Raw genomic sequence first — 20,802 nt, 5'->3', positions numbered from 1 at the left:
CCCCGGTCCCTGAGCTTGTCGAAGGGCGGGGCAGAGAGAAAGAGCACCACATGACCATCACCCCCATCGACCTCACCCAGCGGCTCGCCGGGAAGGTCGCCGTGATCACCGGCGGCGCGAGCGGCATCGGCCTCGCCACCGCGAAGCGCTTCGCTGCTGAAGGCGCGACCGTCGTCATCGGCGACCTCGACCCGACGACCGGCCAGGCGGCGGCCGAGCTCGTCGGTGGGCTCTTCGTCCAGGTCGACGTGACCGACCAGGCGCAGGTCGACCACTTGTTCGACACCGCGGCCGAGACCTACGGCTCGGTCGACATCGCCTTCAACAACGCCGGCATCTCCCCACCCGACGACGACTCGATCGAGACGACCGAGCTCCCCGCCTGGGAGCGGGTGCAGGACGTGAACCTCAAGTCGGTCTACCTGTGCTCGCGCGCCGCCATCCGCCACATGGTGCGGCAGGGGAAGGGCTCGATCATCAACACGGCGTCGTTCGTCGCCGTCCTCGGTTCGGCCACCTCGCAGATCTCGTACACGGCGTCCAAGGGCGGAGTGCTCGCGATGAGCCGCGAGCTCGGCGTGCAGTTCGCGCGGCAGGGCATCCGCGTCAACGCCCTCTGCCCGGGTCCCGTCAACACCGCGCTGCTGCAGGAGCTCTTCGCGAAGGATCCGGTGCGCGCGCAGCGGCGACTCGTGCACATCCCCCTCGGTCGGTTCGCGGAGCCCGAGGAGTTGGCCGCCTCCGTCGCCTTCCTCGCGAGCGACGACTCGTCCTTCATCACCGGGTCGACGTTCCTCGTCGACGGCGGCATCTCCTCCGCCTACGTGACACCGGAATGAGCTGACGACATGCCCGGACGGGGGACGCGACCCCGGGGAAATAGACTGATCCGATGAGCGAGACGCGGAAGGGCGACGAGGCGACCGAGGTGCTCAGCGCCGAGCTCCTCCTGCGTCCGGGCCGCGCCGGGAACGCCTTCGAGGAGACCGTCCAGCGGCTCCTGCAGTCCATCCGTCTCGGGCTCATCGAGCCGGGCGGTCGTCTGCCGGCCGAGCGCGAACTCGCGACGATGCAGGGGGTCAGCCGAGACACCGTGCGGGATGCGATCGCCGCGCTCACCGAGGCCGGTTACCTGACCTCGCGGCGTGGGCGCTACGGCGGGACGTTCGTCATGGACGAGCTGCCCGACGACGAAGCGATCAACGCGGCCGACTCCCCCGAGGTCGGCCGGGTCACGATCTCGGCGGCGGAGATCGAGGACACGCTCACGCTCCGCAGCATCCTCGAGGTCGGTGCGGCGCGCGAGGCGGCGCAGTGCAAGCTCTCCGGAGCAGACCGTGAACGCCTGTGGCAGGCGCTCGGAGACTGCCGGGACGCGGCGCCCGCCGACTACCGCCGCCACGACTCCCGTCTCCACCTGCTCATCGCGGAGCTCGTGGGTGCCCCCAGCCTGCTGCCGCTCGTCGCCGAGTCGCGCATGCGGGTCAACGAACTCCTCAACGGCATCCCCCTGCTGGCCGTGAACATCGCGCACTCCGACGAGCAGCACGAGCGCATCGTCAAGGCGATCCTGCGTGGTCACCCCGAGGAGGCGGCGCAGGCGATGGCCGAGCACGTCGCCGGCTCCGAGGCGCTCCTCCGCGGCTTCCTCGCCTGAGCGCCACCCCGGTCCCCGAGCCTGTCGAGGCGGACATGGAACGACCTCCCGGCGACGAGTCGCGAGGAGGTCGGATGCGCCGGTCAAGCCGGCGGGTGCGAGGTCCTAGAAGGACTTCGGGTAGGTGCGGGCCGGGATGGCACGGTAGCCGTCGCGCTTGACGACGACGACCGATCCGACGGCCGCACTCGCAGCGAGGAGGGCGATGATGCCGAGATAGATGGTCATGGTTCTATGAAACGCCCGTTTGTCGTGAAGGACAAGCGAACAATACTGACGTCACTCGGTAGCATCCCTACATGGATGTCCGCCGACTCGACCTGCTCCGCGAACTCGCCGAACGCGGCACCGTGCACGCCGTCGCCGAAGCTACGCATCGCACCCCGTCCGCGGTCTCCCAACAGCTCAAGGTCCTCGAGCGCGAGGCCGGCCTGCCGCTCACCGAACGGCGTGGTCGCGGCCTCGTCCTCACCGACGCCGGCCGAGCACTCGCGGCCAGCGCCACGGACGTCGCCGTCGCGATCGAGCGGGCGACGAGCGTGTGGGACGAGTACCGCAACCGTCCGATCGGCACCGTCACGGTCGCGACCTTCCCCACCTTCGGGCAGATGGTCGTACCCGCCGTGCTCCGCACGCTCGAAGCGGTACCCGGCCTGCGGGTCGTCGTGAGCGACCGAGACCCCGACCTCGAGGACTTCCCCGACCTGGCGGCCGACTTCGACATCGTCATCGCGCAGGCGATCAGCGGCGAGCGCAACTGGGTCCGTCGCGGTCTCCGCATCACGCAGCTGCTCTCCGAGCCGCTCGACGTCGTGCTGCCGGTCGGGCATCGCCTCAGTGGCCAGACCGTCCTGACCCCGGCGGACCTCGCGGACGAGTCCTGGATCGGCGTGCCGGTGGGCTATCCGCTCGACCGCCTGCTCCGCAGCATCGAGGCCGAATCGGGCGGCGAGCTCCGAGTGGTGCAGCGGGTGAGCGACAACCGCATCGCCGAGGCGATGGTCGCGGCGGGCCTCGGTATCGGCCTCCTCCCGCGCTACACGGCCAGCGGTCCGGAGCGCGGCATCGTCCTCCGTCCGCTCGCGGGGCTCGACGCAACGCGTCGGATCGTCGCGCTGTCGCGTCCCGACCGCGCCGAACGGCTGGCGGTGCGGACCGTCCTCGACGCGATCCGCGTGGAGGCGCAGTCGGTCGCCGCTTCGCACACCGCGCCGGAGCCCGAGGAACTCACCACGCCCCGCTGGGTGTGAGCGGGACCGTTCTCAGGAGTCCGTCGGTGCGCCGGTGGCGGCGACGACGGACACACCGCAAGAGTCCTGAGAACGGTCCCGCGGGGACGGTCAGCCCTCGGCCCGACCGGCGCCGCTGCGCTCCCGGCGGTACCGCTGCACGCCGCGCCAGACCGCGATGCCGACGGCGATCACGACGCCTGCGATGACCACCTTCTGCAGGATGCCCGCGTACTCCTCGACGATGTGCCACTGCTCGCCCAGGAAGAACCCGGCGAGCACGAAGATGGTGTTCCAGATGGCGCTGCCCGCGAAGGTGAGCAGGGTGAACCGCAGGACCGGCATGCGTTCGACGCCGGCGGGGACCGAGATGAGGCTCCGGAAGATCGGGAGCATCCGCCCGAAGAACACCGCCTTCGAGCCGTGCTTCTGGAACCAGGCCTCGACGCGGTCGACGTCCTCGACGTGGACGAGCGGGACCCGCTCAGCGAGGCGGCGCATGCGGTCACGTCCGAGGACGGCGCCGATCGCGTAGAGGGCCAGCGCGCCGATCACGGAACCGGCCGTCGTCCAGATGAGGACCTCGACGAGACCGAGCTTGCCCTGACTGGCGGCGAATCCGGCGAGCGGCAGGATGATCTCGCTCGGCAACGGCGGGAAGAGGTTCTCGAGGGCGATGGCGAGCCCGGCTCCCGGACCGCCCAACGTCTCCATGATGTCGACCGCCCAGTCGGCGACCCCTCCGAGGGCACTGTCCCCTCCGGTCGAGGCTGCGGACAGGCTGAACGTGGCGGCGGTGGACGTCGTCATACCCTCGACGCTACGCGACACCCGCTCGCCATCCCTGGGAACCTCCGCTCAATCCCCCACCCGTCGGTTCCACCGAACCGGCCGTTTCTCAGGACCTCTCCGGCGTGGCGACCCTCCCCCGGGGCGACACGCCGGAGGTCTCCTGAGAAAGGAAACCGATAGCGTTGGGGCATGCGCATCGCCACCTGGAACGTCAACTCGATCCGTACCCGCGTCGGCCGCGTGGTCGACTGGCTCGTCCGAGAGGACGTCGACGTCCTCGCCATGCAGGAGCTCAAGTGCAAGCCCGAGCAGTTCCCGATGGAGGCCTTCACGAAGGCCGGCTACCAGGTGGAGCTCCACGGGCTCAGCCAGTGGAACGGCGTCGGCATCGCCAGCCGCCTTCCGATGGAGGACGTGCAGATCGGCTTCCCCGACATGCCGGGCTTCGGCAAGCCACCGGCGAGCCTCGCGCTGGACGGTCCCGGCTTCGACGCCGACGGCCTGCCGCTCGAAGCGCGAGCCATCGGCGCGACGGTCGACGGCGTCCGCCTCTGGAGCCTGTACGTCCCGAACGGCCGCGCGGTCGGCGACCCGCACTACGACTACAAGCTCCGCTGGCTCGCCGCGCTCGAAGCCGACACCCGCTCCTGGCTCGCCGAGAACCCCGAGCTGCCGCTCGCACTCATGGGCGACTGGAACGTCGCGCCGCTCGACTCCGACGTCGGCGACCCGAGCTTCGGCCCGGGCTCGACCCACATCTCGGCACCGGAGCGCGCCGCCCTCGCAGCCTTCGTCGACGCGGGACTCCAGGACACCGTCCGACCGTTCGTCCCCGAGGGCTACACCTTCTGGGACTACAAGCAGCTCCGGTTCCCCCGCAACGAGGGCCTCCGGATCGACTTCATCTACGGCTCACAGGCGTTCGCGGACCACGTCGTCGAGGCGTCGATCCACCGCAACGAGCGCAAGGGCGACAGTCCGAGCGACCACGTTCCCGTCGTCGTCGACCTCGACTTCACCCTCTCCGAGGAAGAGGACGACGACTCGCCGATGATCTTCGGCTGAGCCGGCGCCCCCTCACTCGAGTCCGGTCAGGCGTTCCGACGCCGGCGGGCGAGCAGGAGCGCGAGGGTTCCGAGTGCCACCACGCCACCGCCGAGGACCGCGGGAGCGAGCGACGAGACGCCCGTGTCGGGCAGCCTGGCCGCAGCACCGGCCACCGGTTCGGCCACGACGACGCCGTCGGCGCCGACGGTCACCTGACGCTGCAGGCTGTTCACGCCGGTCGCCGCGTCCCAGGTGCCGACGTTCGCCGTCTGGACGGCGTAGAGCGGGTTCGCCGCGACCGACTCGTGCGTGGCCGGCAGCGACAGCGCCGTGTCGTAGCGACCGGCCGGGACGTCGGCGAGTGACGCCTGAAGTGTGACGGTCTCCCCCGCACCCCAGGTGCGGGCGTCCGAACCGAACGGGACGCGCACCGTGCGCTCGGCGTTCGACAGCACGAGGTACGCGAGCCGGCTGTTGTACGGAGCCGCCCAACCGTCGTTCCGGACCGTGAGCGAGAGCGTGTCGTCCACGACCGAGCTCTCCGTCATCACGAAGCGGTAGCCGAGTCGCTTCGCGGTGGTGTCGAGGTTCTCCCGGCCCCAGGACTGCAGGACGTCCTGGAGGTAGTCCCAGTTCAGGTAGCTGAAGTTGTATCGCTCCATCTCGGCCGAGGCGGTCGCCCACTCCGACCGCGGCGGGTTCACGTTGCAGGTCTCGCCGCCGACCGGCACCCAGTCGCTCTCCTGCGCGAGGTAGTCCTGATCGAGGGAGATCGGGTCGGACAGGTAGGTGCCCCAGTCGTCGGGTGCCGCGAGGAAGCAGTCGTTGTGGTGCCCGATGCGCGAGATGGCGCTGCCGTCGAACGCCTGCGCCTCGGTGATGGCCCCAGCGGTTCCGGACGGCACCCCGAGGATGTTCTGCTTCATGTTCATGGTCCGCACCTGGATGGAGCGGTCAGCTGGAACCGCCTCGAGGAGCGCCTCGACGACTGCGCGACGCTTCGCCCAGTCCTCGTCCGTGAGGACACCGGGGTTCGCCGGGTCCGCGGCGAAGTGGTCCGTGTAGTAGCCCTCACCCCAGAGGCCGACGAAGCCGGCCTGCACGACCGAGATGACGTCGGCGTTGTCCTGGAAGATCGGCGTGAGCTGCTCGATGTGGTTGAGCACGATGTCGAGCGGTGCGTCGCCGTAGGGCGGTGTATAGGGCCAGTCACCGCCCGCCAGGTACGCGAAGCGGGGGATGATCGAGATGCCGGCGGTGCGAGCCGCGTCGAAGTCCGCCTGGACGAGCGCGAGCCAGGCCGGGTCGAGGGTCGGCTCGGCCACGAATCGTTCCATGTAGAAGACGCGGACGAGTTCGGTGATGCCCTCCTCGCGGTAGGCCGCCAGGGTGGCGACGTCGAGCGGCGTGTACCCCGGCCCGCCCTCGGTCCCCTCGGGGTAGTAGTGCGTGTTGTTCGTGTGGTCGAAGCCGCGCTCGGGATTTGCGATGATCGCATCGCTCGGCTCGTAGGCGACCGTGTCGGCCGGGGTCGGGGCAGGTGCTTGCGCCGCAGCGCTCAGCGGTGTGGCGACGACGATGCCGCACGCGGCGAGCACGGCGACGAGACGGAGACGACGGTTCACGGGAACTCCAGCGGGGTCCGGTGGTGCACGGAAGAGGTTGCCCACATCCTGCTGAACCGACACCCGAGGTGCAAGAGAATGCTCGAAACCGACCCGAAGTGATCACTATCGCTTAGCGATTCCCCGTGAACCGCCGACCCGCCGGTACCCGCGCTCCCGCTAGGACCGCGGTGCGCCCCCGCGCTTCCGCTTGTTCGCATCGATGGCGGGACGCTCCGCGACCACCGGCCAGGTGCCCGTGTGCCCCTCGCGTGCGGCCGCAGCGGCGAGGATCCGCGGCTTGGCGGCGAACCATCCGACGATGAGCAGCGGGATGAGCACGACGAGGGAGGCGAGCACCCAGCGGCCGGTCTCCGAGAACCCCATCGTCACGAGGACGAACGCGAGGAACGCCAACGTGAGGTACGACGTGAACGGCGCCCCGAAGAGGCGGAACGACGGCCGCTCGACCTTGCCCTGCTTCGCCCAGCGCTGCAGCTGGATCTGGCAGAGGATGATCGTCGCCCACCCGCCGATGATGCCGATCGCCGAGATCTCGAGCACGATTTCGAACGCCTTCGACGGCACGAGCGCGTTGAGGCCGACACCCAGCAGGGTGAGTGCCGCCGTGAGCAGGATGCCACCGAACGGGACGCCGTTCTTGCTCATCTTGCCGGTGAACGCGGGGGCCGAACCGTTGACGGCCATCGACCGGAGGATGCGGCCGGTCGAGTAAAGCCCCGCGTTGAGGCTCGACAACGCCGCGGTCAGGACCACGAAGTTCATGACCGACGCCGAGATCGCCCCGGCCTGCTCCGACCCGATGTGCGAGAAGAAGGTGACGAACGGGCTCTCGCCGGCCTCGTAGGCCGTGTACGGGAGCAGGAGCGAGAGGAGCAGCACCGAGCCGACGTAGAAGATCGCGATGCGGAAGATGACCGTGTTGACGGCCTTCGGCATGATCTTCTTCGGCTCGGCCGTCTCACCTGCGGCGGTCCCGACGAGTTCGATCGCCGCGTAGGCGAACACCACACCGGAGATCGCGATCATCGGGGCGAACGCCCCGACGGGGAACAGCCCGCCGTTGTCGCCGATGACCGAGAACCCGACCGCACCGATGTCGGTCCGGCCACCGAAGATGATGAAGCAGACGCCGACGATGAGGAAGATCACGAGCGCCGACACCTTGATGAGCGCGAACCAGAACTCCATCTCGCCGAACAGCTTGACGGAGACGAGGTTGAGCGCCAGCACCACCACCAGAGCGGCGAGCGCGAAGACCCACTGCGGGAAGTCCTCGAGCTCCTTCCAGCCGAACAGCTTGCCGAAGGTCTTGATGTAGAGCGCGGCCGCGGTGACGTCGACGATCGAGGTCATCGCCCAGTTGAGGAAGTACAACCACCCCGCGCCGAACGCCATCTTCTCGCCGTAGAACTCCCGGGCGTAGGAGATGAACGAGCCCGAGGACGGACGGTGGAGGACGAGTTCACCGAGGGCGCGCAGGATGAGGAAGGCGAAGAACCCGCAGAGCGCGTACACGAGGATGAGCGCCGGGCCGGAGCTGTTCAGGCGGCCACCCGCACCGAGGAAGAGCCCCGTGCCGATCGCACCGCCGATCGCGATCATCTGGATCTGCCGCGGCTTGAGGGTCTTGTGGTACCCCTCCTCCTCGCTGGAGAAGTCCTGCACGGCGAGCATCTCGTCGCCGACGGTCTCGCGGGATGCGGCCCAGTCTCCGGAACGTTCGTGTCGTGGGGTCGTGCCTTCGGTCATGTCGTCCCATCGGGTCGGGTCCGACGGCGCTCCGCCGGACTGGACGGTGGTATATCTCAGTCGTGCCCGCCCAAGAGTAGTCGCGATCGTTCGGCTTTTCCGGCCATCGCTGTCCATGCTTCGGAGGACAGCGGCGCTTCGGACGGACCGGTTCCCGGGGGTCAGGCGAGCAGGGCGGCGACGACGACGAGGACCGGTACGGAGAGGATCGTCGTCAGCAGGACCGTGTCGCGGGCGAGCGTGACGCCCTGCTCGTACCGGCTGGCGAAGTTGTAGACGTTCTGGGCCGCCGGGAGGGCTGCGAGGACGACCGAGGCGAACAACGGCGTGCCGCTCAGCCCGAAGCCGAAGTGCGCGATGAGGTAGGCGAACCCGGGCATCACGACCGATTTGATCGCCGTCGCCACGAAGATCTCCCGACGTCCGCTGCCGGCCTGCAACGGCCGCATGCCGTGCAGCGACATCCCGAACGCCATGAGGATGAGCGGCACGGCCGCGCCGCCGAGGAGCTCGAACGGAGCCATGACGGGCTCGGGGAGCCGGACGCCGAAGAGGTTGACCACGACGCCGATGATCGACGCGACGATCATCGGGTTGCGGAAGGGTTGCGTCACGATGCCGAGGAAGGAGACGGAGCCGCGCTGTCTGACGTCGAGGATGGTGAGCGCGATCGGGGCGAAGACGAGGAGCTGCAGCAGGATGACCGGGGCGACGTAGCCGGCCTCGCCGAGGACGTAGACCGCCACCGGGATGCCGATGTTGTTGGCGTTGACGTAGCCCGAGCCGAGCGCGCCGATCGTCGCGACCGAGAGGTCCTTGCGGAGCCACACGGCGTTCAGCAGCACGAAGAGCGCGGCGGCCGACAGGGCACTCGCGAGGGCGACCCAGATGAAACTGCTGAACACCTCGTGCAGGTCGGCCGTGGCGAGCACGGTGAACAGCAGCGCCGGGTTGGTGACGAAGAACGCCACCCGGTTGAGCACGTGCCCGGTCGTCGGGCCCCCGACCTCGAGACGCCCGGCGAGGTAGCCGACGAGGATCACGGTGCCGATGATCGCGAACCCCGTCAGCACTCCGCCCATGCCGTCCAGCCTAGGTGCAGCCCGTCCGGCGGCCCGGTCGAGCCGACGGTTGTGGAGCGGGCGGTCGGCGTGGAGAATCTGGGGAGGAGAGCCGGGCACCACCATCGCCCCGCGATCCGCTCCCACCAGGAGCCCGCACCAATCACCCACGAGGAGATCCGACGATGACGTCATTCGACCCGGTCGCGTCCAGCGACGCGATGCACAGCACCACCCTCCCCCACGAACGCCTCTCCATCAGCCGCGGACCGCGCTCCGGGCTGACCATCAGCGTCGCCCTGCACTCCACCGCCATGGGGCCGGCCCTCGGCGGCGCGCGGCTCTGGCGGTACGGGTCCTGGCTCGAGGCCGTCGACGACTCCCTCCGCCTGGCCGCGGGGATGACGATGAAGAACGCGGCCGCCGGTCTCGCGCACGGCGGCGGCAAGTCCGTCATCCACCTGCCCGTCGGCACGACCCTCGACCCCGCGGAGCGCCGCGACGCGATGCTCGACCTCGGCGACGCGGTCGAAGCGCTCGGCGGCGCCTATCGCACCGCGGAGGACGTGGGCACGACCGCCGAGGACATGGCCGTCGTCGCCGAGCGGACCGACCACGTCAGCGGGCTGCCGGCTGACCGCGGTGGCGTCGGCGAACCGAGCGAGGCGACGGCTGCCGGCGTGCACGCGGCCATCACCGCGACGCTCGAGACGGTCTTCGGCACCCCGCTCGTCGCGGGCCACCGGGCGACGATCTCCGGGCTCGGCCAGGTCGGCGGCCGTCTGGCCCGACGGCTCGCGGCCGAGGGTGCTCGCCTCATCGTCACCGACGTCGACCCACGGAAGCGCGCCCTCGCCGAGGAGATCGGCGCCAGCTGGATCGAACCGGGCGACGAGCACCTCGTCGAGACGGACCTCTTCGTGCCGTGCGGCGTCGGCGGCGCCCTGAACGCCCGGGTGATCGGGCAGCTGCGGTGTCGCGCCGTGGTCGGGGCGGCGAACAACCAGCTCGCCTCCCGCGCCGACGCGGTGGCCCTCGAGGAGCGCGGCATCCTGTGGGCGCCGGACTTCGTCGCGAACGCGGGCGGCGTGATCTACCTCGCCATGGCGTCCGAACCGGGCGCCGATGCCGCGGCCATCGAGCAGCGGGTGTCGGCGATCGGGCGGACCGTGCAGTCGATCTACCGGGACGCCGCAGCGGAGGGCGTCACGACGCTCGTCGCCGCCGAACGCCTCGCGATGGCCCGCATCGATGCGGCCGGCGGGATCCTCGCAGCGGTCTGACGACGACGAACGGCCCGTCCACCCGGAGCGGGTGGACGGGCCGTCGATCGCCGGTGTCAGGCGAGGTCGAGGGATCGCGTCAGAGCTTGACGACCATCTTCCCGGTGTTGGCGCCGCGCATGAGCGCGAGGAACGCGTCGAGCGTGTGGTCGAGGCCCTCGTAGACGGTCTCGTCGAAGACGACGTCGCCGTTCTGCAACCAGGCGCCCATCTCACCGGAGAACGCCGGGAAGTGCTGCGTGTAGTTGCCGACGGTGAAGCCCGTGAGGGTCAGCCCGCGGGTCACGATGTTCGACAGGTTGCGCGGGCCCTCGGCACGCTCGGTGTCGTTGATCTGCGAGATGACGCCGCAGAGCGCTGCGCGTCCGCCGTCGTTGAAGGCGTCGATCGCCGCTTCGAGGTGCTCGCCGCCGACGTTGTCGAAGTACACGTCGATGCCGTCGGGTGCCGCGGCAGCGAGCTGCTCGGTGACGGGGCCGTCCTTGTAGTTGAACGCGGCGTCGTAGCCGTACTTCTCCGTCAGCAGGGCGACCTTCTCAGCCGATCCGGCCGAACCGATGACGCGCTTCGCGCCCTTGAGACGGGCGATCTGGCCGACCATCGTGCCGACGGCACCTGCAGCACCGGAGACGAACACCGTGTCGCCCTCCCGGAACTTGGCGACCTCGAGCAGACCGACGTACGCGGTGAGGGCCGTCATGCCGAGGACGCCGAGGTAGGCGGACAGCGGGACGCCGGGGAGCTCAGGCACGACGCGGAACCCGCTGGCGTCCTCCTGGACGAGGTCGCGCCAGCCGAACTGGTGCAGGACGACGTCGCCGACGGAGAAGCCCTCGGCGGCCGACTCGACGACCCGGCCGATGGCGCCGCCGGTCATCGTCTCACCGAGCTGGTACGGCGCGACGTAGGAGCGGGCGTCGTTCATGCGACCGCGCATGTAGGGGTCGACGGAGAGGAAGAGGTTCTGGACCCGGAGCTGGCCGGGCGCGAGCTCCGGGAGTTCGACGGAGACGGTCCGGAAGTCGGACTCGGTCGGCCAGCCGACCGGTCGCGAGACGAGCTGGATCTGGGTGCTGAGCGCGGGGGTGTTCATGTGGTGCCTTTCCTTGGTGCGGTGATTCGGTGGGCGGGCGCAGCACGTCGTCGGGTTGCGGACGGGGTGACGCCTGGGGCGTCGCGGAGGTGTCAGACGGCCAGTGCGATGACGAGCGCGATGAGTCCGAGCAACGGGGTGGTCCCCTGGACGATCGCGGCGCGGGCCTTCGTGCGGTCCGAGGTGATGAGGACGAGCGAGGCGAGGAGCATGGAGCCGGCCGAGGCGAAGACGAGGGCCGCGCCGATGCCGGTCGAGCCGGTGATGAGGAAGACGATGCCGACGATCGTGCCGATCGCGAGGAACAGGTTGTAGAACCCCTGGTTGTACGCCATCCCGCGGGTGGTCTCGGCCTCGAGCTCCGAGGTGCCGAAGGTCTTGCGGGTGGCCGGCTCGGTCCAGCGCAGCGACTCGAGCACGAAGATGTAGACGTGCAGGAGGGCGGCGATGCCGACGAGGACGAGACTGACGACGAGCATGGGACGGGCCTTCCGGGAGATCGGCGTCGAGTCGTCCGGACGGAGCGACATTCTGTACCGATGGGTCTACTATAATAGTAGAACGCTCGGTCCACAACCCCGTCACACGGATGCCGAGCGAGGAGGAGGCACCCATGGGACGCACGCAGGAGTTCGACACCGTCGCCGTCGTCCAGGCGGCGCGCGACGTCTTCTGGGACCGCGGGTACGAGGCGACCTCGCTCGCCGACCTCGAAGCGGCCACCGGCCTGCGGCGGTCGAGCCTCTACCACGCCTTCGACAGCAAGCGCGGACTGTTCGACGCCGCCGTGCAGGACTACCTCGACACCGTCATCCGACCGCGCCTCTCGGTCCTCGCGCGGGCGACGGACGGCAGAGCCGGGCTCACCACCTACTTCTCCGGCGTGCAGACGGTCATCGCGACCCTGCCCGACGACTCACCCCGCCGCGGTTGCCTCCTCCTCAACAGCGCGGCCGGCCTCGCGGCCCACGACGATGCACTGCGCGAGGTCGTCGACGGCTACCGGGCCGAGCTCACCACCGCGGTCTCGGACGCCCTCGCCCTCGCCCGTCCCGAGGCGGACGCGGACGAACTCGCCGCGGCCGCGCGGCAGCTCACCTCGTTGTCGGTCAGCGCGCTGCTGCTCGCCCGGGTCAACCGGGAGGAGGCCGTCGCCATCCTCGACGTCGCCCTCACGCAGGTCGGCAGCTGGTAGTGGACGCATAACACCGGAACCCTCCGGATGTCTCCGGCGGACGCCAATGTGACGCTCTGTTTCGGCGGCCGAGAGCGGTGCATCACCCTCGCGTAGCATGGCGGGCACCCCACCCCTGGAGCCCGAGACCCATGACGAACGCTGCCCCAAGCCCGCTCGCCGCGAGCTCGCCGGTCACCCGCGACGCCGTCCCCGTCGGCTCGGCGGATCGTGCCTCCACGGTCGCGTTCGCCGGGGTCGGCCGCACCTTCGCGAGCGGTGCCGGCAAACGCGCCGACGCCCCGCGGCCCGTGCTGCGCGACGTCACGATCACCGCCGAGGCCGGCGAGGTCGTGGCGATCCTCGGCACGAGCGGCTGCGGCAAGTCCACCCTGCTGCGGATCGCGGCCGGTCTCGACCACCCGACCGCCGGCTCCGTGCTCATCGACGGTACACCCGTCGCCGGCATCGACCCGCGCACGGCCTTCGGCTTCCAGGAGCCTCGACTCCTCCCCTGGCGCACCATCGCGGCGAACGTCGCACTCGGTCTGCCCAAGCGGACACCCGCAGCCGATGGACGTGCCCGCGTCGCCGAGCTGCTCGAACTCGTCGGGCTCGCGGACTTCGCCGAGCACCGCCCACGGGAGGTCTCCGGCGGCATGGCGCAACGCGCCTCACTCGCCAGGGCCCTCGCCCGCCGGCCGGGCGTCCTGCTCCTCGACGAGCCGTTCGGCGCCCTCGACGCCCTCACCCGGCTGAAGATGCAGGACCTGCTGCTCGCCATCCACCTCGCCGCGCCCACCACCATCCTGCTCGTGACGCACGACGTCGACGAGGCCCTCCAGCTCGCCGACCGGGTCATCCTCCTGGGTCGCGAGGAGGGACAGCCCGGTTCGACCATCGCGCAGACCGTGACCGTCCCCGGCAACCGCCCGCGCGACCGCGGGTCAGCAGAGCTCGCCGAACTGCGCGGCCGCCTCCTCGACGGACTCGGCATCGACCGCCACGGTCTCGCCCGCGGCGACCAACGGCTGCCGTCCATCCCGCACTTCCCGTACTGAGCCACCCACCACCTCCGCCGTCATCCCGCACCGATCCACAGCAAGGACCAACGCATGACCTCACGACGCCGCTTCACCACCTCCCGCGCCGGGCGCGTGGCCCTCGTCGCCGCGACCGCCGCCGCAGCACTCCTCCTCAGCGGCTGCGTCGCGGGCGAGAACGCTCCTGCGGCCGGCGGCGACAGCACCGCCGGCACCACCGAGGGCGGCACGCTCAACATCGACTTCGCGACCTACAACCCGCTCTCCCTCATCATCAAGGACCAGGGCTGGCTCGAGGACGCACTCGACGACCAGGACATCACCGTCAACTGGGTCCAGTCGGCCGGCTCCAACAAGGCGAACGAGGCGCTGCGGGCCGACGCGATCGACGTCGGGTCCACCGCCGGGTCCGCCGCGCTCCTGAACCGGGCGAACGGATCGGCCATCCAGGCGATCGACGTCTTCTCGCAGCCCGAGTGGTCGGCGATCGTCGTCGGCCAGGGCTCGACGATCACGGACGTCGCCGAACTCAAGGGCAAGAAGGTCGCCGCGACGAAGGGCACCGACCCCTACTTCTTCCTCCTGCAGGCACTGGAGGAGGCCGGCCTGTCCGCCTCCGACGTCACGATCGAGAACCTCCAGCATGCCGACGGCTGGGCGGCCCTGCAGAACGGCTCCGTCGACGCTTGGGCCGGTCTCGACCCGATCATGGCCGGCGCCGAGGAGGCGGGCGCGAAGCTCATCTACCGCAACGTCGACTTCAACAGCTACGGCATCCTGGCCGCGACCGAGTCCTTCATCGACGAGCGTCCGGACGTCGCGCAGACCGTCGTGAACGCCTATGAGCACGCTCGTGAATGGGCTGCGTCGAACCCCGACGAGACGGCGCAGATCCTCGCGGACGCCGCTGGCCTCGACCTCGCCGTGGCGACGAAGGTGATCACGGAGCGCTCGAACCTCGACGTCGACCCGGCCCCGGGCAAGGCGCAGGAGCAGGTCCTGTCGATCATCGGCCCGATCTTCGTGGAGTCCGGCGACGTGTCGTCGCAGGACAAGGTCGACGACGCCCTGGCCGACCTCTTCAACCCGAGCTTCGTGGACGACGCGGACCCGTCCGCCATCGGCACGAAGTAGTCCGGCACCTTCCCAACCTCGGTCCCTGAGCCTGTCGAAGGGCCCATGACCCCGTCCCGAGAGGAACCCGTGAGCGACCAACCCGGACTCGGCACCCCGACCGCAGGCCTCGCGGGTGCCCAGGCGACCCAGTCCGGCCGCGAAGCGCGCGCCGTCCTCGGGTCCCGCAGGATCGTCGTCGTCCTCGGCGGCTTCCTCGTCCCCGTCGTCATCCTCGGGGCCTGGCAGCTCGTCACCGCGTTCGGCCTCGTCCCGGCCTCGCAACTCCCGGCACCCGCCGAGGTCTGGGCGGCCGGCGTCGATCTCGCGCAGCGCGGCTGGCTGCAGCAGGACGTCGCCATCTCGGTGCAGCGCGTGCTCATCGGGTTCCTCATCGGTGCCGTGCTCGGTCTCGTCCTCGGCGCGGTCGTGGGGCTCTCGCGCCTCGGCGACATCCTGCTGTCGACGACCTTCGCGGCGATCCGCGCCGTCCCGTCGCTCGCGTGGGTACCGCTGCTCATCCTCTGGCTGAAGATCGGTGAGGAGTCGAAGATCACGCTCATCGCGATCGGCGCGTTCTTCCCGGTGTACACGACGGTCTCCGCCGCGCTCCGCCACGTCGACAAGCACCTGGTCGAGGCCGGCCGCGCCTTCGGGCTGAACGGTGTCGCGTTGTTCCGGACGGTGCAGCTGCCCGCCGTGACGCCCTCGGTCGTCTCCGGCCTCCGGCTCGCGCTGGCGCAGTCGTGGCTGTTCCTCGTGGCGGCGGAGCTCATCGCCTCGTCCATGGGACTCGGATTCCGCCTGGTGGACTCGCAGAACAACGGCCGGGTCGACCGCATCTTCTTCGTCATCATCGTGCTCGCGCTGCTCGGCGCGATCACCGATGCGCTCGTCGGTGTCCTCGACCGCTGGATCAAGCGCCGCTGGGGGTAGCGGCCCGCCGAGGCCGACCGTGCAGTTCCCCAGCGCGAACGGCCGAATGTTGCAGCGAAGTCGCTCCTGACGCAAGAAATCCGCACCCCCTCCGCCCCTACGCTCGAAGGAATCGTCACCCACCCCGGGCGACGCCTGCGCACGCGGAAGGAGGTTCACCATGTCGAACGTCGCCACCACCCACACGAAGAGCATCGTCGGAGAGCCGGAGGTCGTCGAAGACGCCGCCGCACTCGTCGGGCACCCGGCCTGGACGGACCTCAAGGCCGCCGCGACTGCGCTGCAGGCCGTCCAGGTGAAGGACGGCTCGATCCCCGAGGCGAGCGACCACGAGTCGGCGGCAGGGCACGTCGCCACGATCGTCGCGAGCGTCCGCACCCTCGCTCCGAACTTCCCGCACGACGCCGAGTACCTCGACGCCCTCGTCGCCGACTTCGACCGCTGGGAGCGCGACGGCTTCGGCGTCCCGGACTTCCTCGACTCGCTCGTCGCCTTCCACCCCGAGCGGCATCGCGTGGACGGCCTGGGACACCTCGTCGTGTTCCCGATGGTCACGCAGAACGGTTCGACCGACCGCCACATCGAGGCCGTGCTCGTCGAGGTCATCTGGCCCGAGTTCATCGCCGCGCTCGAGGCCGGCGACTACACGAACGCGCTCTTCGTGCCGATCCGCTTCCTCGACTTCACGCCGGGTTACGACACGAACTCAGCGGTCCTCTTCCCCGAGACGGTCGCGATGCGCGCGATCCCGGCGTTCACCTGGGGCGCGATCTTCCAGGACCGCGAGGCGGCCCGGTACCGTCGGGTCGTCCGAGCCGCTTCCGAGATCACCAAGCTCGAGCTCCCGGCCGACGCCGCGTCCCTCCTGGACGACCAGCAGCTGGCCGAGGAGACCTTCGTCATGTGGGACCTCATCCACGACCGCACGCACATGCGTGGTGACCTCCCGTTCGACCCGTTCATGATCAAGCAGCGGATGCCGTTCTTCCTGTACTCGCTCGAGGAGCTGCGCTGCGACCTCACGGCGTTCCGCGAATCGGTCCGGCTGGAGCGCGCGCTGACGACCCGCGCGGAGACCGAGACGCTCGACGCGGCGGACGTGGCGATCCTCGAGCACGCGAAGCTCGTCCAGTACGCGATCATCTTCGACCGCATCTTCCGGTTCGCCATCACCGGCTCACGCGTCCGGAACTACGACGGCGTCGGCGGCCAGCTGCTGTTCGCGTGGATGCACCAGCACGGCGTGCTGCACTGGACCGACACCAGGCTCACGATCGACTGGGACGAGGTGCCCGACGTGGTCGTGCGGCTCGGTGAGAGCATCGACGAGCTGTACTGGCGATCGATCGACCGTCCGAAGACCGCGCACTGGCTCGCCGCGTACGAGCTCGTCCGGACGACGCTGACGCCGCACCCCGCGTCGCAGTGGGCGCGTGGGCTGTCCGACGAGATCCTGAGCGGACCGCCGCGCGGGCTCACCGACGCGGTCCTCGACGACGAGTTCCCCCTGTCGATGTTCTATGAGGCGCTCGGCAAGAAGATGGCGGACGTCATCACGTCGACCGCCGGGATCACGGGGCGATCCGCGGCCTGACCCGACCGTGCCGCGGAGGAGCCCGGAGCAGCACTCTCCTGAGTGCCGCTCCGGGCTCTTGTTCGAACGCCGGACCGCCGCGCTCCGTCGCTCGACGGATGTCCCAGGCGGGGCGTCGCGCTAGCGTGGACGGCATGAGCGAGCCCGCCGTCGACCAGCAGGAGGAACGCCCGGTCGACCCCTACGACGCCGAGTGGCGGCGTCCGGCCGCGACGCCGTCGGAACAGCGATCCGACATCATCCTCGCCATCGCGCTCGGCGTCGGCACCCTCCTCAGCCTGACGCTGTACACGATCGCCGGGTTCTACCCCGAGCCCGCACCGATGTGGGCGTCCGTCCTCTGGGCGATCGGCATCACCGCGCCGCTCGCGTTCCGTCGCCGCTTCCCGTGCTCGGTGGCCGTCATCGTCGCCGTCATGTTCATCGTGGGCGGCACGGTGCTCGTACCCGAGGTCCTCTTCACGAACATCGCCCTGTTCCTCGCGATCTACACGGTCGGGGCGTGGGTCCCGAACCGACGCCGAGCTGCGCTCGTCCGCGTGCTCATCATCGTCGCGATGTTCGTCTGGCTGCTCGTCTCCATGTTCATCCAGGCGACCGACCCCGACGCCTTGCCCAGCCTCTCCCGGGTGGGGGTGTTCTCGCCCCTCGTCGCGTTCCTCCTCATCCAGATCCTGACGAACATCCTCTACTTCGGAGCCGCGTACTTCTTCGGCGAGCGCGTGTACCAGTCCTCCCGTGAGCGGGCGGCGCTCGAGCAGCGCACGGCCGAGCTCGAGGCGGAGCGCGCCCGGTCCGCCCGGCAGGCGGTCGCCCTCGAGCGGGTGAGGATCGCGCGCGAGCTGCACGACGTCGTCGCCCACCACGTCTCGGTCATGGGGGTCCAGGCCGGCGCCGCGCGCACCGTGCTCGATGCGGACCCGGCCGCCGCGCGGGATGCACTCACGAACGTCGAGCTCGGCGCTCGGAGCGCGATCGACGAGCTGCGCAAGATGCTCGGCACCCTCCGCGCGCACGGCGAACCGACCGACGAGGAGAGCAGCCCGTCGACCGTCGGCGTCGGCCAGCTGGGTCGGCTCGCCGACGAGTCGACGGCGAACGGGCTGCCGACGAGGTTCGAACTCGTGGGGACACCGGTCGCGATCCCGGCCGTCGTCTCGTTCAACCTGTACCGGATCGCGCAGGAGGCGCTCACGAACGCCCGCAAGTACGGCGGTACCACGGCGACGGCCGAACTCAGGCTCCGCTATCTGGACGACGCGGTCGAACTCGAGGTCACGAACACGGGGACCGTCCCGACGGTGGCCCGACGCGGCGGGCTCGGGCTCATCGGGATGCGGGAGCGCGTGGCGTCGTCCGGTGGCGTCCTCGAGGTCGGGGCACGCGCCCGCGGCGGCTTCCTCGTGCGGGCCGCCATCCCGCTCGGCCGGCCGGGCGACCAGGCGATGGAGCCCGTCGCCGCGTCCATCGCCGACGCCCGCCTCGCCTCCGCCGCCGCAGGACGACCCCAGACCACCACCACGAAGGACCAGGCATGACCGAGCAGCCCACCCGCATCCTCCTCGTCGACGACCAGGAGCTGCTGCGTGCGGGCTTCCGCATCATCCTGGGCTCACAGCCCGGGATCGAGATCGTCGGTGAGGCGTCGGACGGTGCCGAGGCCGTCGCGCTCGCGACGACGCTCGCGCCGGACGTGATCTGCATGGACGTCCAGATGCCGGGCATGGACGGCCTCGAGGCCACCCGTCGGATCGTCGCGGATCCGGACACCAACGCCGCCGTCCTCATCCTCACCACCTTCGACCGCGACGACTACCTGGCCGAGGCGCTCCGTGCCGGCGCGAGCGGGTTCCTCCTGAAGAACTCCTCGCCGGAGGAACTCGTCGCGGCGGTCTCGGTGGTCGCGGGCGGGGAAGCGCTCCTCTCCCCGGCGGTCACGCGCCGGGTCATCGAGGGGTTCACCCGTCAGAGCCCCGTCGTCGAGGACGCCGCGCAGGACCCCGCCGTCCCGGCCGGGCCGACGACCGGCGCCGACTATGAGCAGCTGACGGAGCGCGAGCGCGAGGTCCTGCAGCTGGTCGCCCAGGGCCTGTCCAACCAGGAGATCGCGACCACGCTCTTCGTCGGCGAGGCGACCGTGAAGTCGCACGTCTCGAAGGTCCTGCAGAAGCTCGCCCTCCGTGATCGCATCCAGGCGGTCATCTACACCTACGAGCACGGGCTGGCGTCGCCGCGCAGCTGAGGGTTCGCTCCGTCTCCGCGCAACCCCGTCGGTCGGTCGGATGCGAGGAGTAGCGTGACGACCATGGAATTTCGATACCTCGGCAACAGCGGACTCAAGATCTCAGAGATCATCTTCGGCAACTGGCTGACCCACGCCTCGCAGGTGGAGAACGACGTCGCCACGGCGAGCGTTCGCGCCGCCCTCGACGCCGGCATCACCACCTTCGACACGGCCGACGCCTACGCGAACACGGCGGCTGAGCAGGTGCTCGGCGACGCCCTCAAGGACGAACGACGCGCGAGCCTGGAGATCTTCACCAAGGTCTACTGGCCCACCGGCCCGAAGGGGCACAACGACGTCGGGCTGTCGCGCAAGCACATCATGGAGTCGATCGACGGTTCGCTCACGCGTCTCGGCACCGACTACGTCGACCTGTACCAGGCCCACCGCTACGACAGCGAGACGCCCCTCGAGGAGACGATGCAGGCCTTCGCCGACGTCGTCCGGGCGGGCAAGGCGCTCTACATCGGCGTGAGCGAGTGGAACGCCGAGCAGCTGCGCGCCGGCCATGCCCTGTCCAAGGAGCTGGGCTTCCAGCTCATCTCGAACCAGCCGCAGTACTCGATGCTGTGGCGGGTCATCGAGGAGGAGGTCGTCCCGACCTCGCGCGAACTCGGCATCTCCCAGATCGTCTGGTCGCCGGTGGCGCAGGGCGTCCTCAGCGGCAAGTACCTGCCGGGCGCAGAGCTCCCGCAGGGCAGCCGGGCCACCGACGAGAAGGGCGGCGCCGACACCATCAAGCGCTTCCTCGACGACGAGGTGCTGACGGCCGTCCAGCAGCTGAAGCCCATCGCCGACGAGCTCGACCTCACCATGGCGCAGCTGGCGCTCGCCTGGGTGCTGCACAACGACAACATCGCCGGTGCGATCGTCGGGGCCTCGCGTCCCGAGCAGGTCACCGCGAACGCCGCCGCGGCCGGTGTGAAGCTCGACGACGCGGTCATCGTCCGCATCGACGAGGCCATCGGCTCCGTCGCCGAGACCGACCCCTCGAAGACGGTCTCCCCGGAGTCCCGCCCCGCCTGATCCAGCGCTCGGCTGGTCCACGACGCCCGGTATCCCCCACTCGACGGAGAAGGGGACCGGGCGTCGTCGCGTCAACCCGTCCTACGGCGGATG

General features: G+C 70.1%; 20 protein-coding genes. 13 read left to right on the top strand and 7 right to left on the bottom strand.

Annotated features, from left to right (window positions below; all coding sequences use genetic code 11):
* Positions 1-50 precede the first annotated feature (50 nt).
* Together EAO79_RS07695 and EAO79_RS07690 are read left to right on the top strand one after the other, a co-directional pair.
* Complete coding sequence (locus tag EAO79_RS07695; RefSeq protein ID WP_194718745.1) at positions 51-839, top strand: 3-oxoacyl-ACP reductase; 789 nt, start codon at positions 51-53, stop codon at positions 837-839.
* Positions 840-892: 53 nt separating this feature from the next.
* On the top strand, positions 893-1,657 hold the full coding sequence (locus EAO79_RS07690) for a FadR/GntR family transcriptional regulator (RefSeq protein WP_124768611.1): 765 nt from the start codon (positions 893-895) through the stop codon (positions 1,655-1,657).
* A 105-nt stretch (positions 1,658-1,762) separates the two neighbouring features.
* Here EAO79_RS07690 and EAO79_RS19465 read toward each other — a convergent pair whose 3' ends face one another.
* Positions 1,763-1,885 carry a hypothetical protein gene (locus EAO79_RS19465; protein ID WP_255376692.1) on the bottom strand — a complete coding sequence of 41 codons (123 nt, stop codon included), beginning with the start codon at positions 1,883-1,885 and terminating at the stop codon, positions 1,763-1,765.
* 71 nt (positions 1,886-1,956) lie between these two features.
* Between EAO79_RS19465 and EAO79_RS07685 the strand changes: the two genes are divergently transcribed.
* The gene (locus EAO79_RS07685) at positions 1,957-2,907 is read left to right on the top strand and encodes a LysR family transcriptional regulator (protein WP_079704995.1); all 951 of its coding nucleotides are present in this window, start codon (positions 1,957-1,959) and stop codon (positions 2,905-2,907) included.
* 90 nt (positions 2,908-2,997) lie between these two features.
* Here the strand turns inward: EAO79_RS07685 and EAO79_RS07680 are convergent, their stop codons facing one another.
* Complete coding sequence (locus EAO79_RS07680) at positions 2,998-3,696, bottom strand: DedA family protein (RefSeq protein ID WP_124768610.1); 699 nt, start codon at positions 3,694-3,696, stop codon at positions 2,998-3,000.
* A gap of 171 nt (positions 3,697-3,867) precedes the next feature.
* Between EAO79_RS07680 and EAO79_RS07675 the strand changes: the two genes are divergently transcribed.
* The gene (locus EAO79_RS07675; protein WP_071262231.1) at positions 3,868-4,743 is read left to right on the top strand and encodes an exodeoxyribonuclease III; all 876 of its coding nucleotides are present in this window, start codon (positions 3,868-3,870) and stop codon (positions 4,741-4,743) included.
* 26 nt (positions 4,744-4,769) lie between these two features.
* Here the strand turns inward: EAO79_RS07675 and EAO79_RS07670 are convergent, their stop codons facing one another.
* From EAO79_RS07670 to EAO79_RS07660, 3 genes are all read right to left on the bottom strand, one after another.
* Positions 4,770-6,350 (bottom strand): DUF4832 domain-containing protein, encoded by a 1,581-nt coding sequence (locus EAO79_RS07670; RefSeq protein ID WP_124768609.1) that lies wholly within the window; start codon positions 6,348-6,350, stop codon positions 4,770-4,772.
* A gap of 159 nt (positions 6,351-6,509) precedes the next feature.
* Positions 6,510-8,102, bottom strand: a complete 1,593-nt coding sequence (locus tag EAO79_RS07665) for an amino acid permease (protein WP_191940438.1) — start codon at positions 8,100-8,102, stop codon at positions 6,510-6,512.
* Positions 8,103-8,263: 161 nt separating this feature from the next.
* Positions 8,264-9,184, bottom strand: a complete 921-nt coding sequence (locus EAO79_RS07660) for an AEC family transporter (RefSeq protein WP_124768608.1) — start codon at positions 9,182-9,184, stop codon at positions 8,264-8,266.
* A gap of 164 nt (positions 9,185-9,348) precedes the next feature.
* On the opposite strand from EAO79_RS07660, the gene EAO79_RS07655 reads away from it, so the two are divergent.
* Positions 9,349-10,446 carry a Glu/Leu/Phe/Val dehydrogenase family protein gene (locus EAO79_RS07655; RefSeq protein WP_229940270.1) on the top strand — a complete coding sequence of 366 codons (1,098 nt, stop codon included), beginning with the start codon at positions 9,349-9,351 and terminating at the stop codon, positions 10,444-10,446.
* A 79-nt stretch (positions 10,447-10,525) separates the two neighbouring features.
* Here the strand turns inward: EAO79_RS07655 and EAO79_RS07650 are convergent, their stop codons facing one another.
* Both EAO79_RS07650 and EAO79_RS07645 read right to left on the bottom strand, forming a co-directional pair.
* Positions 10,526-11,539 carry an NADP-dependent oxidoreductase gene (locus EAO79_RS07650; RefSeq protein WP_085511912.1) on the bottom strand — a complete coding sequence of 338 codons (1,014 nt, stop codon included), beginning with the start codon at positions 11,537-11,539 and terminating at the stop codon, positions 10,526-10,528.
* 92 nt (positions 11,540-11,631) lie between these two features.
* On the bottom strand, positions 11,632-12,069 hold the full coding sequence (locus tag EAO79_RS07645) for a DUF1304 domain-containing protein (protein ID WP_371413677.1): 438 nt from the start codon (positions 12,067-12,069) through the stop codon (positions 11,632-11,634).
* A gap of 83 nt (positions 12,070-12,152) precedes the next feature.
* On the opposite strand from EAO79_RS07645, the gene EAO79_RS07640 reads away from it, so the two are divergent.
* The 8 genes from EAO79_RS07640 to EAO79_RS07605 all read left to right on the top strand — a co-directional run bounded on the left by EAO79_RS07640 (position 12,153) and on the right by EAO79_RS07605 (position 20,709).
* Positions 12,153-12,734 carry a TetR/AcrR family transcriptional regulator gene (locus tag EAO79_RS07640; protein ID WP_071262226.1) on the top strand — a complete coding sequence of 194 codons (582 nt, stop codon included), beginning with the start codon at positions 12,153-12,155 and terminating at the stop codon, positions 12,732-12,734.
* Between the two features lie 131 nt (positions 12,735-12,865).
* On the top strand, positions 12,866-13,774 hold the full coding sequence (locus tag EAO79_RS07635; RefSeq protein ID WP_124768607.1) for an ABC transporter ATP-binding protein: 909 nt from the start codon (positions 12,866-12,868) through the stop codon (positions 13,772-13,774).
* A 54-nt stretch (positions 13,775-13,828) separates the two neighbouring features.
* Positions 13,829-14,890: an aliphatic sulfonate ABC transporter substrate-binding protein gene (locus EAO79_RS07630; protein ID WP_124768606.1), complete on the top strand. Its 1,062-nt coding sequence runs from the start codon at positions 13,829-13,831 to the stop codon at positions 14,888-14,890.
* Positions 14,891-14,935: 45 nt separating this feature from the next.
* A complete protein-coding gene (locus EAO79_RS07625) occupies positions 14,936-15,805 on the top strand; it encodes an ABC transporter permease (protein WP_124768605.1) in 870 nt (289 codons plus the stop codon).
* Positions 15,806-15,965: 160 nt separating this feature from the next.
* Positions 15,966-17,399, top strand: coding sequence for a DUF6421 family protein (locus EAO79_RS07620; protein WP_124768604.1), 1,434 nt, complete (start codon positions 15,966-15,968; stop codon positions 17,397-17,399).
* Between the two features lie 134 nt (positions 17,400-17,533).
* A complete protein-coding gene (locus EAO79_RS07615; protein ID WP_124768603.1) occupies positions 17,534-18,937 on the top strand; it encodes a sensor histidine kinase in 1,404 nt (467 codons plus the stop codon).
* Positions 18,934-19,641 (top strand): response regulator transcription factor, encoded by a 708-nt coding sequence (locus EAO79_RS07610; protein ID WP_079704983.1) that lies wholly within the window; start codon positions 18,934-18,936, stop codon positions 19,639-19,641. The genes EAO79_RS07615 and EAO79_RS07610 overlap by 4 nt, the downstream gene beginning before the upstream one ends.
* Before the next feature lie 63 nt (positions 19,642-19,704).
* Complete coding sequence (locus EAO79_RS07605; RefSeq protein WP_124768602.1) at positions 19,705-20,709, top strand: aldo/keto reductase family protein; 1,005 nt, start codon at positions 19,705-19,707, stop codon at positions 20,707-20,709.
* Positions 20,710-20,802 lie beyond the last annotated feature (93 nt).

It is taken from the genome of Plantibacter sp. PA-3-X8 (assembly GCF_003856975.1).
Taxonomy (GTDB): Bacteria; Actinomycetota; Actinomycetes; order Actinomycetales; family Microbacteriaceae; genus Plantibacter; species Plantibacter auratus.
The sequence above is the reverse complement of the archived record's forward strand: the minus strand, read 5'-3'. Positions and strand labels throughout refer to the sequence as shown.

Bases quoted from the DNA above. Each gene is read 5' to 3' on its own strand.
- EAO79_RS07695 (WP_194718745.1), top strand. From the start codon at position 51: ATGACCATCACCCCCATCGACCTCACCCAGCGGCTCGCCGGGAAGGTC.
- EAO79_RS07690 (WP_124768611.1), top strand. From the start codon at position 893: ATGAGCGAGACGCGGAAGGGCGACGAGGCGACCGAGGTGCTCAGCGCC.
- EAO79_RS19465 (WP_255376692.1), bottom strand. From the start codon at position 1,885: ATGACCATCTATCTCGGCATCATCGCCCTCCTCGCTGCGAGTGCGGCC.
- EAO79_RS07685 (WP_079704995.1), top strand. From the start codon at position 1,957: ATGGATGTCCGCCGACTCGACCTGCTCCGCGAACTCGCCGAACGCGGC.
- EAO79_RS07680 (WP_124768610.1), bottom strand. From the start codon at position 3,696: ATGACGACGTCCACCGCCGCCACGTTCAGCCTGTCCGCAGCCTCGACC.
- EAO79_RS07675 (WP_071262231.1), top strand. From the start codon at position 3,868: ATGCGCATCGCCACCTGGAACGTCAACTCGATCCGTACCCGCGTCGGC.
- EAO79_RS07665 (WP_191940438.1), bottom strand. From the start codon at position 8,102: ATGACCGAAGGCACGACCCCACGACACGAACGTTCCGGAGACTGGGCC.
- EAO79_RS07660 (WP_124768608.1), bottom strand. From the start codon at position 9,184: ATGGGCGGAGTGCTGACGGGGTTCGCGATCATCGGCACCGTGATCCTC.
- EAO79_RS07655 (WP_229940270.1), top strand. From the start codon at position 9,349: ATGACGTCATTCGACCCGGTCGCGTCCAGCGACGCGATGCACAGCACC.
- EAO79_RS07650 (WP_085511912.1), bottom strand. From the start codon at position 11,539: ATGAACACCCCCGCGCTCAGCACCCAGATCCAGCTCGTCTCGCGACCG.
- EAO79_RS07645 (WP_371413677.1), bottom strand. From the start codon at position 12,069: ATGTCGCTCCGTCCGGACGACTCGACGCCGATCTCCCGGAAGGCCCGT.
- EAO79_RS07640 (WP_071262226.1), top strand. From the start codon at position 12,153: ATGGGACGCACGCAGGAGTTCGACACCGTCGCCGTCGTCCAGGCGGCG.
- EAO79_RS07635 (WP_124768607.1), top strand. From the start codon at position 12,866: ATGACGAACGCTGCCCCAAGCCCGCTCGCCGCGAGCTCGCCGGTCACC.
- EAO79_RS07630 (WP_124768606.1), top strand. From the start codon at position 13,829: ATGACCTCACGACGCCGCTTCACCACCTCCCGCGCCGGGCGCGTGGCC.
- EAO79_RS07625 (WP_124768605.1), top strand. From the start codon at position 14,936: ATGACCCCGTCCCGAGAGGAACCCGTGAGCGACCAACCCGGACTCGGC.
- EAO79_RS07620 (WP_124768604.1), top strand. From the start codon at position 15,966: ATGTCGAACGTCGCCACCACCCACACGAAGAGCATCGTCGGAGAGCCG.
- EAO79_RS07615 (WP_124768603.1), top strand. From the start codon at position 17,534: ATGAGCGAGCCCGCCGTCGACCAGCAGGAGGAACGCCCGGTCGACCCC.
- EAO79_RS07610 (WP_079704983.1), top strand. From the start codon at position 18,934: ATGACCGAGCAGCCCACCCGCATCCTCCTCGTCGACGACCAGGAGCTG.
- EAO79_RS07605 (WP_124768602.1), top strand. From the start codon at position 19,705: ATGGAATTTCGATACCTCGGCAACAGCGGACTCAAGATCTCAGAGATC.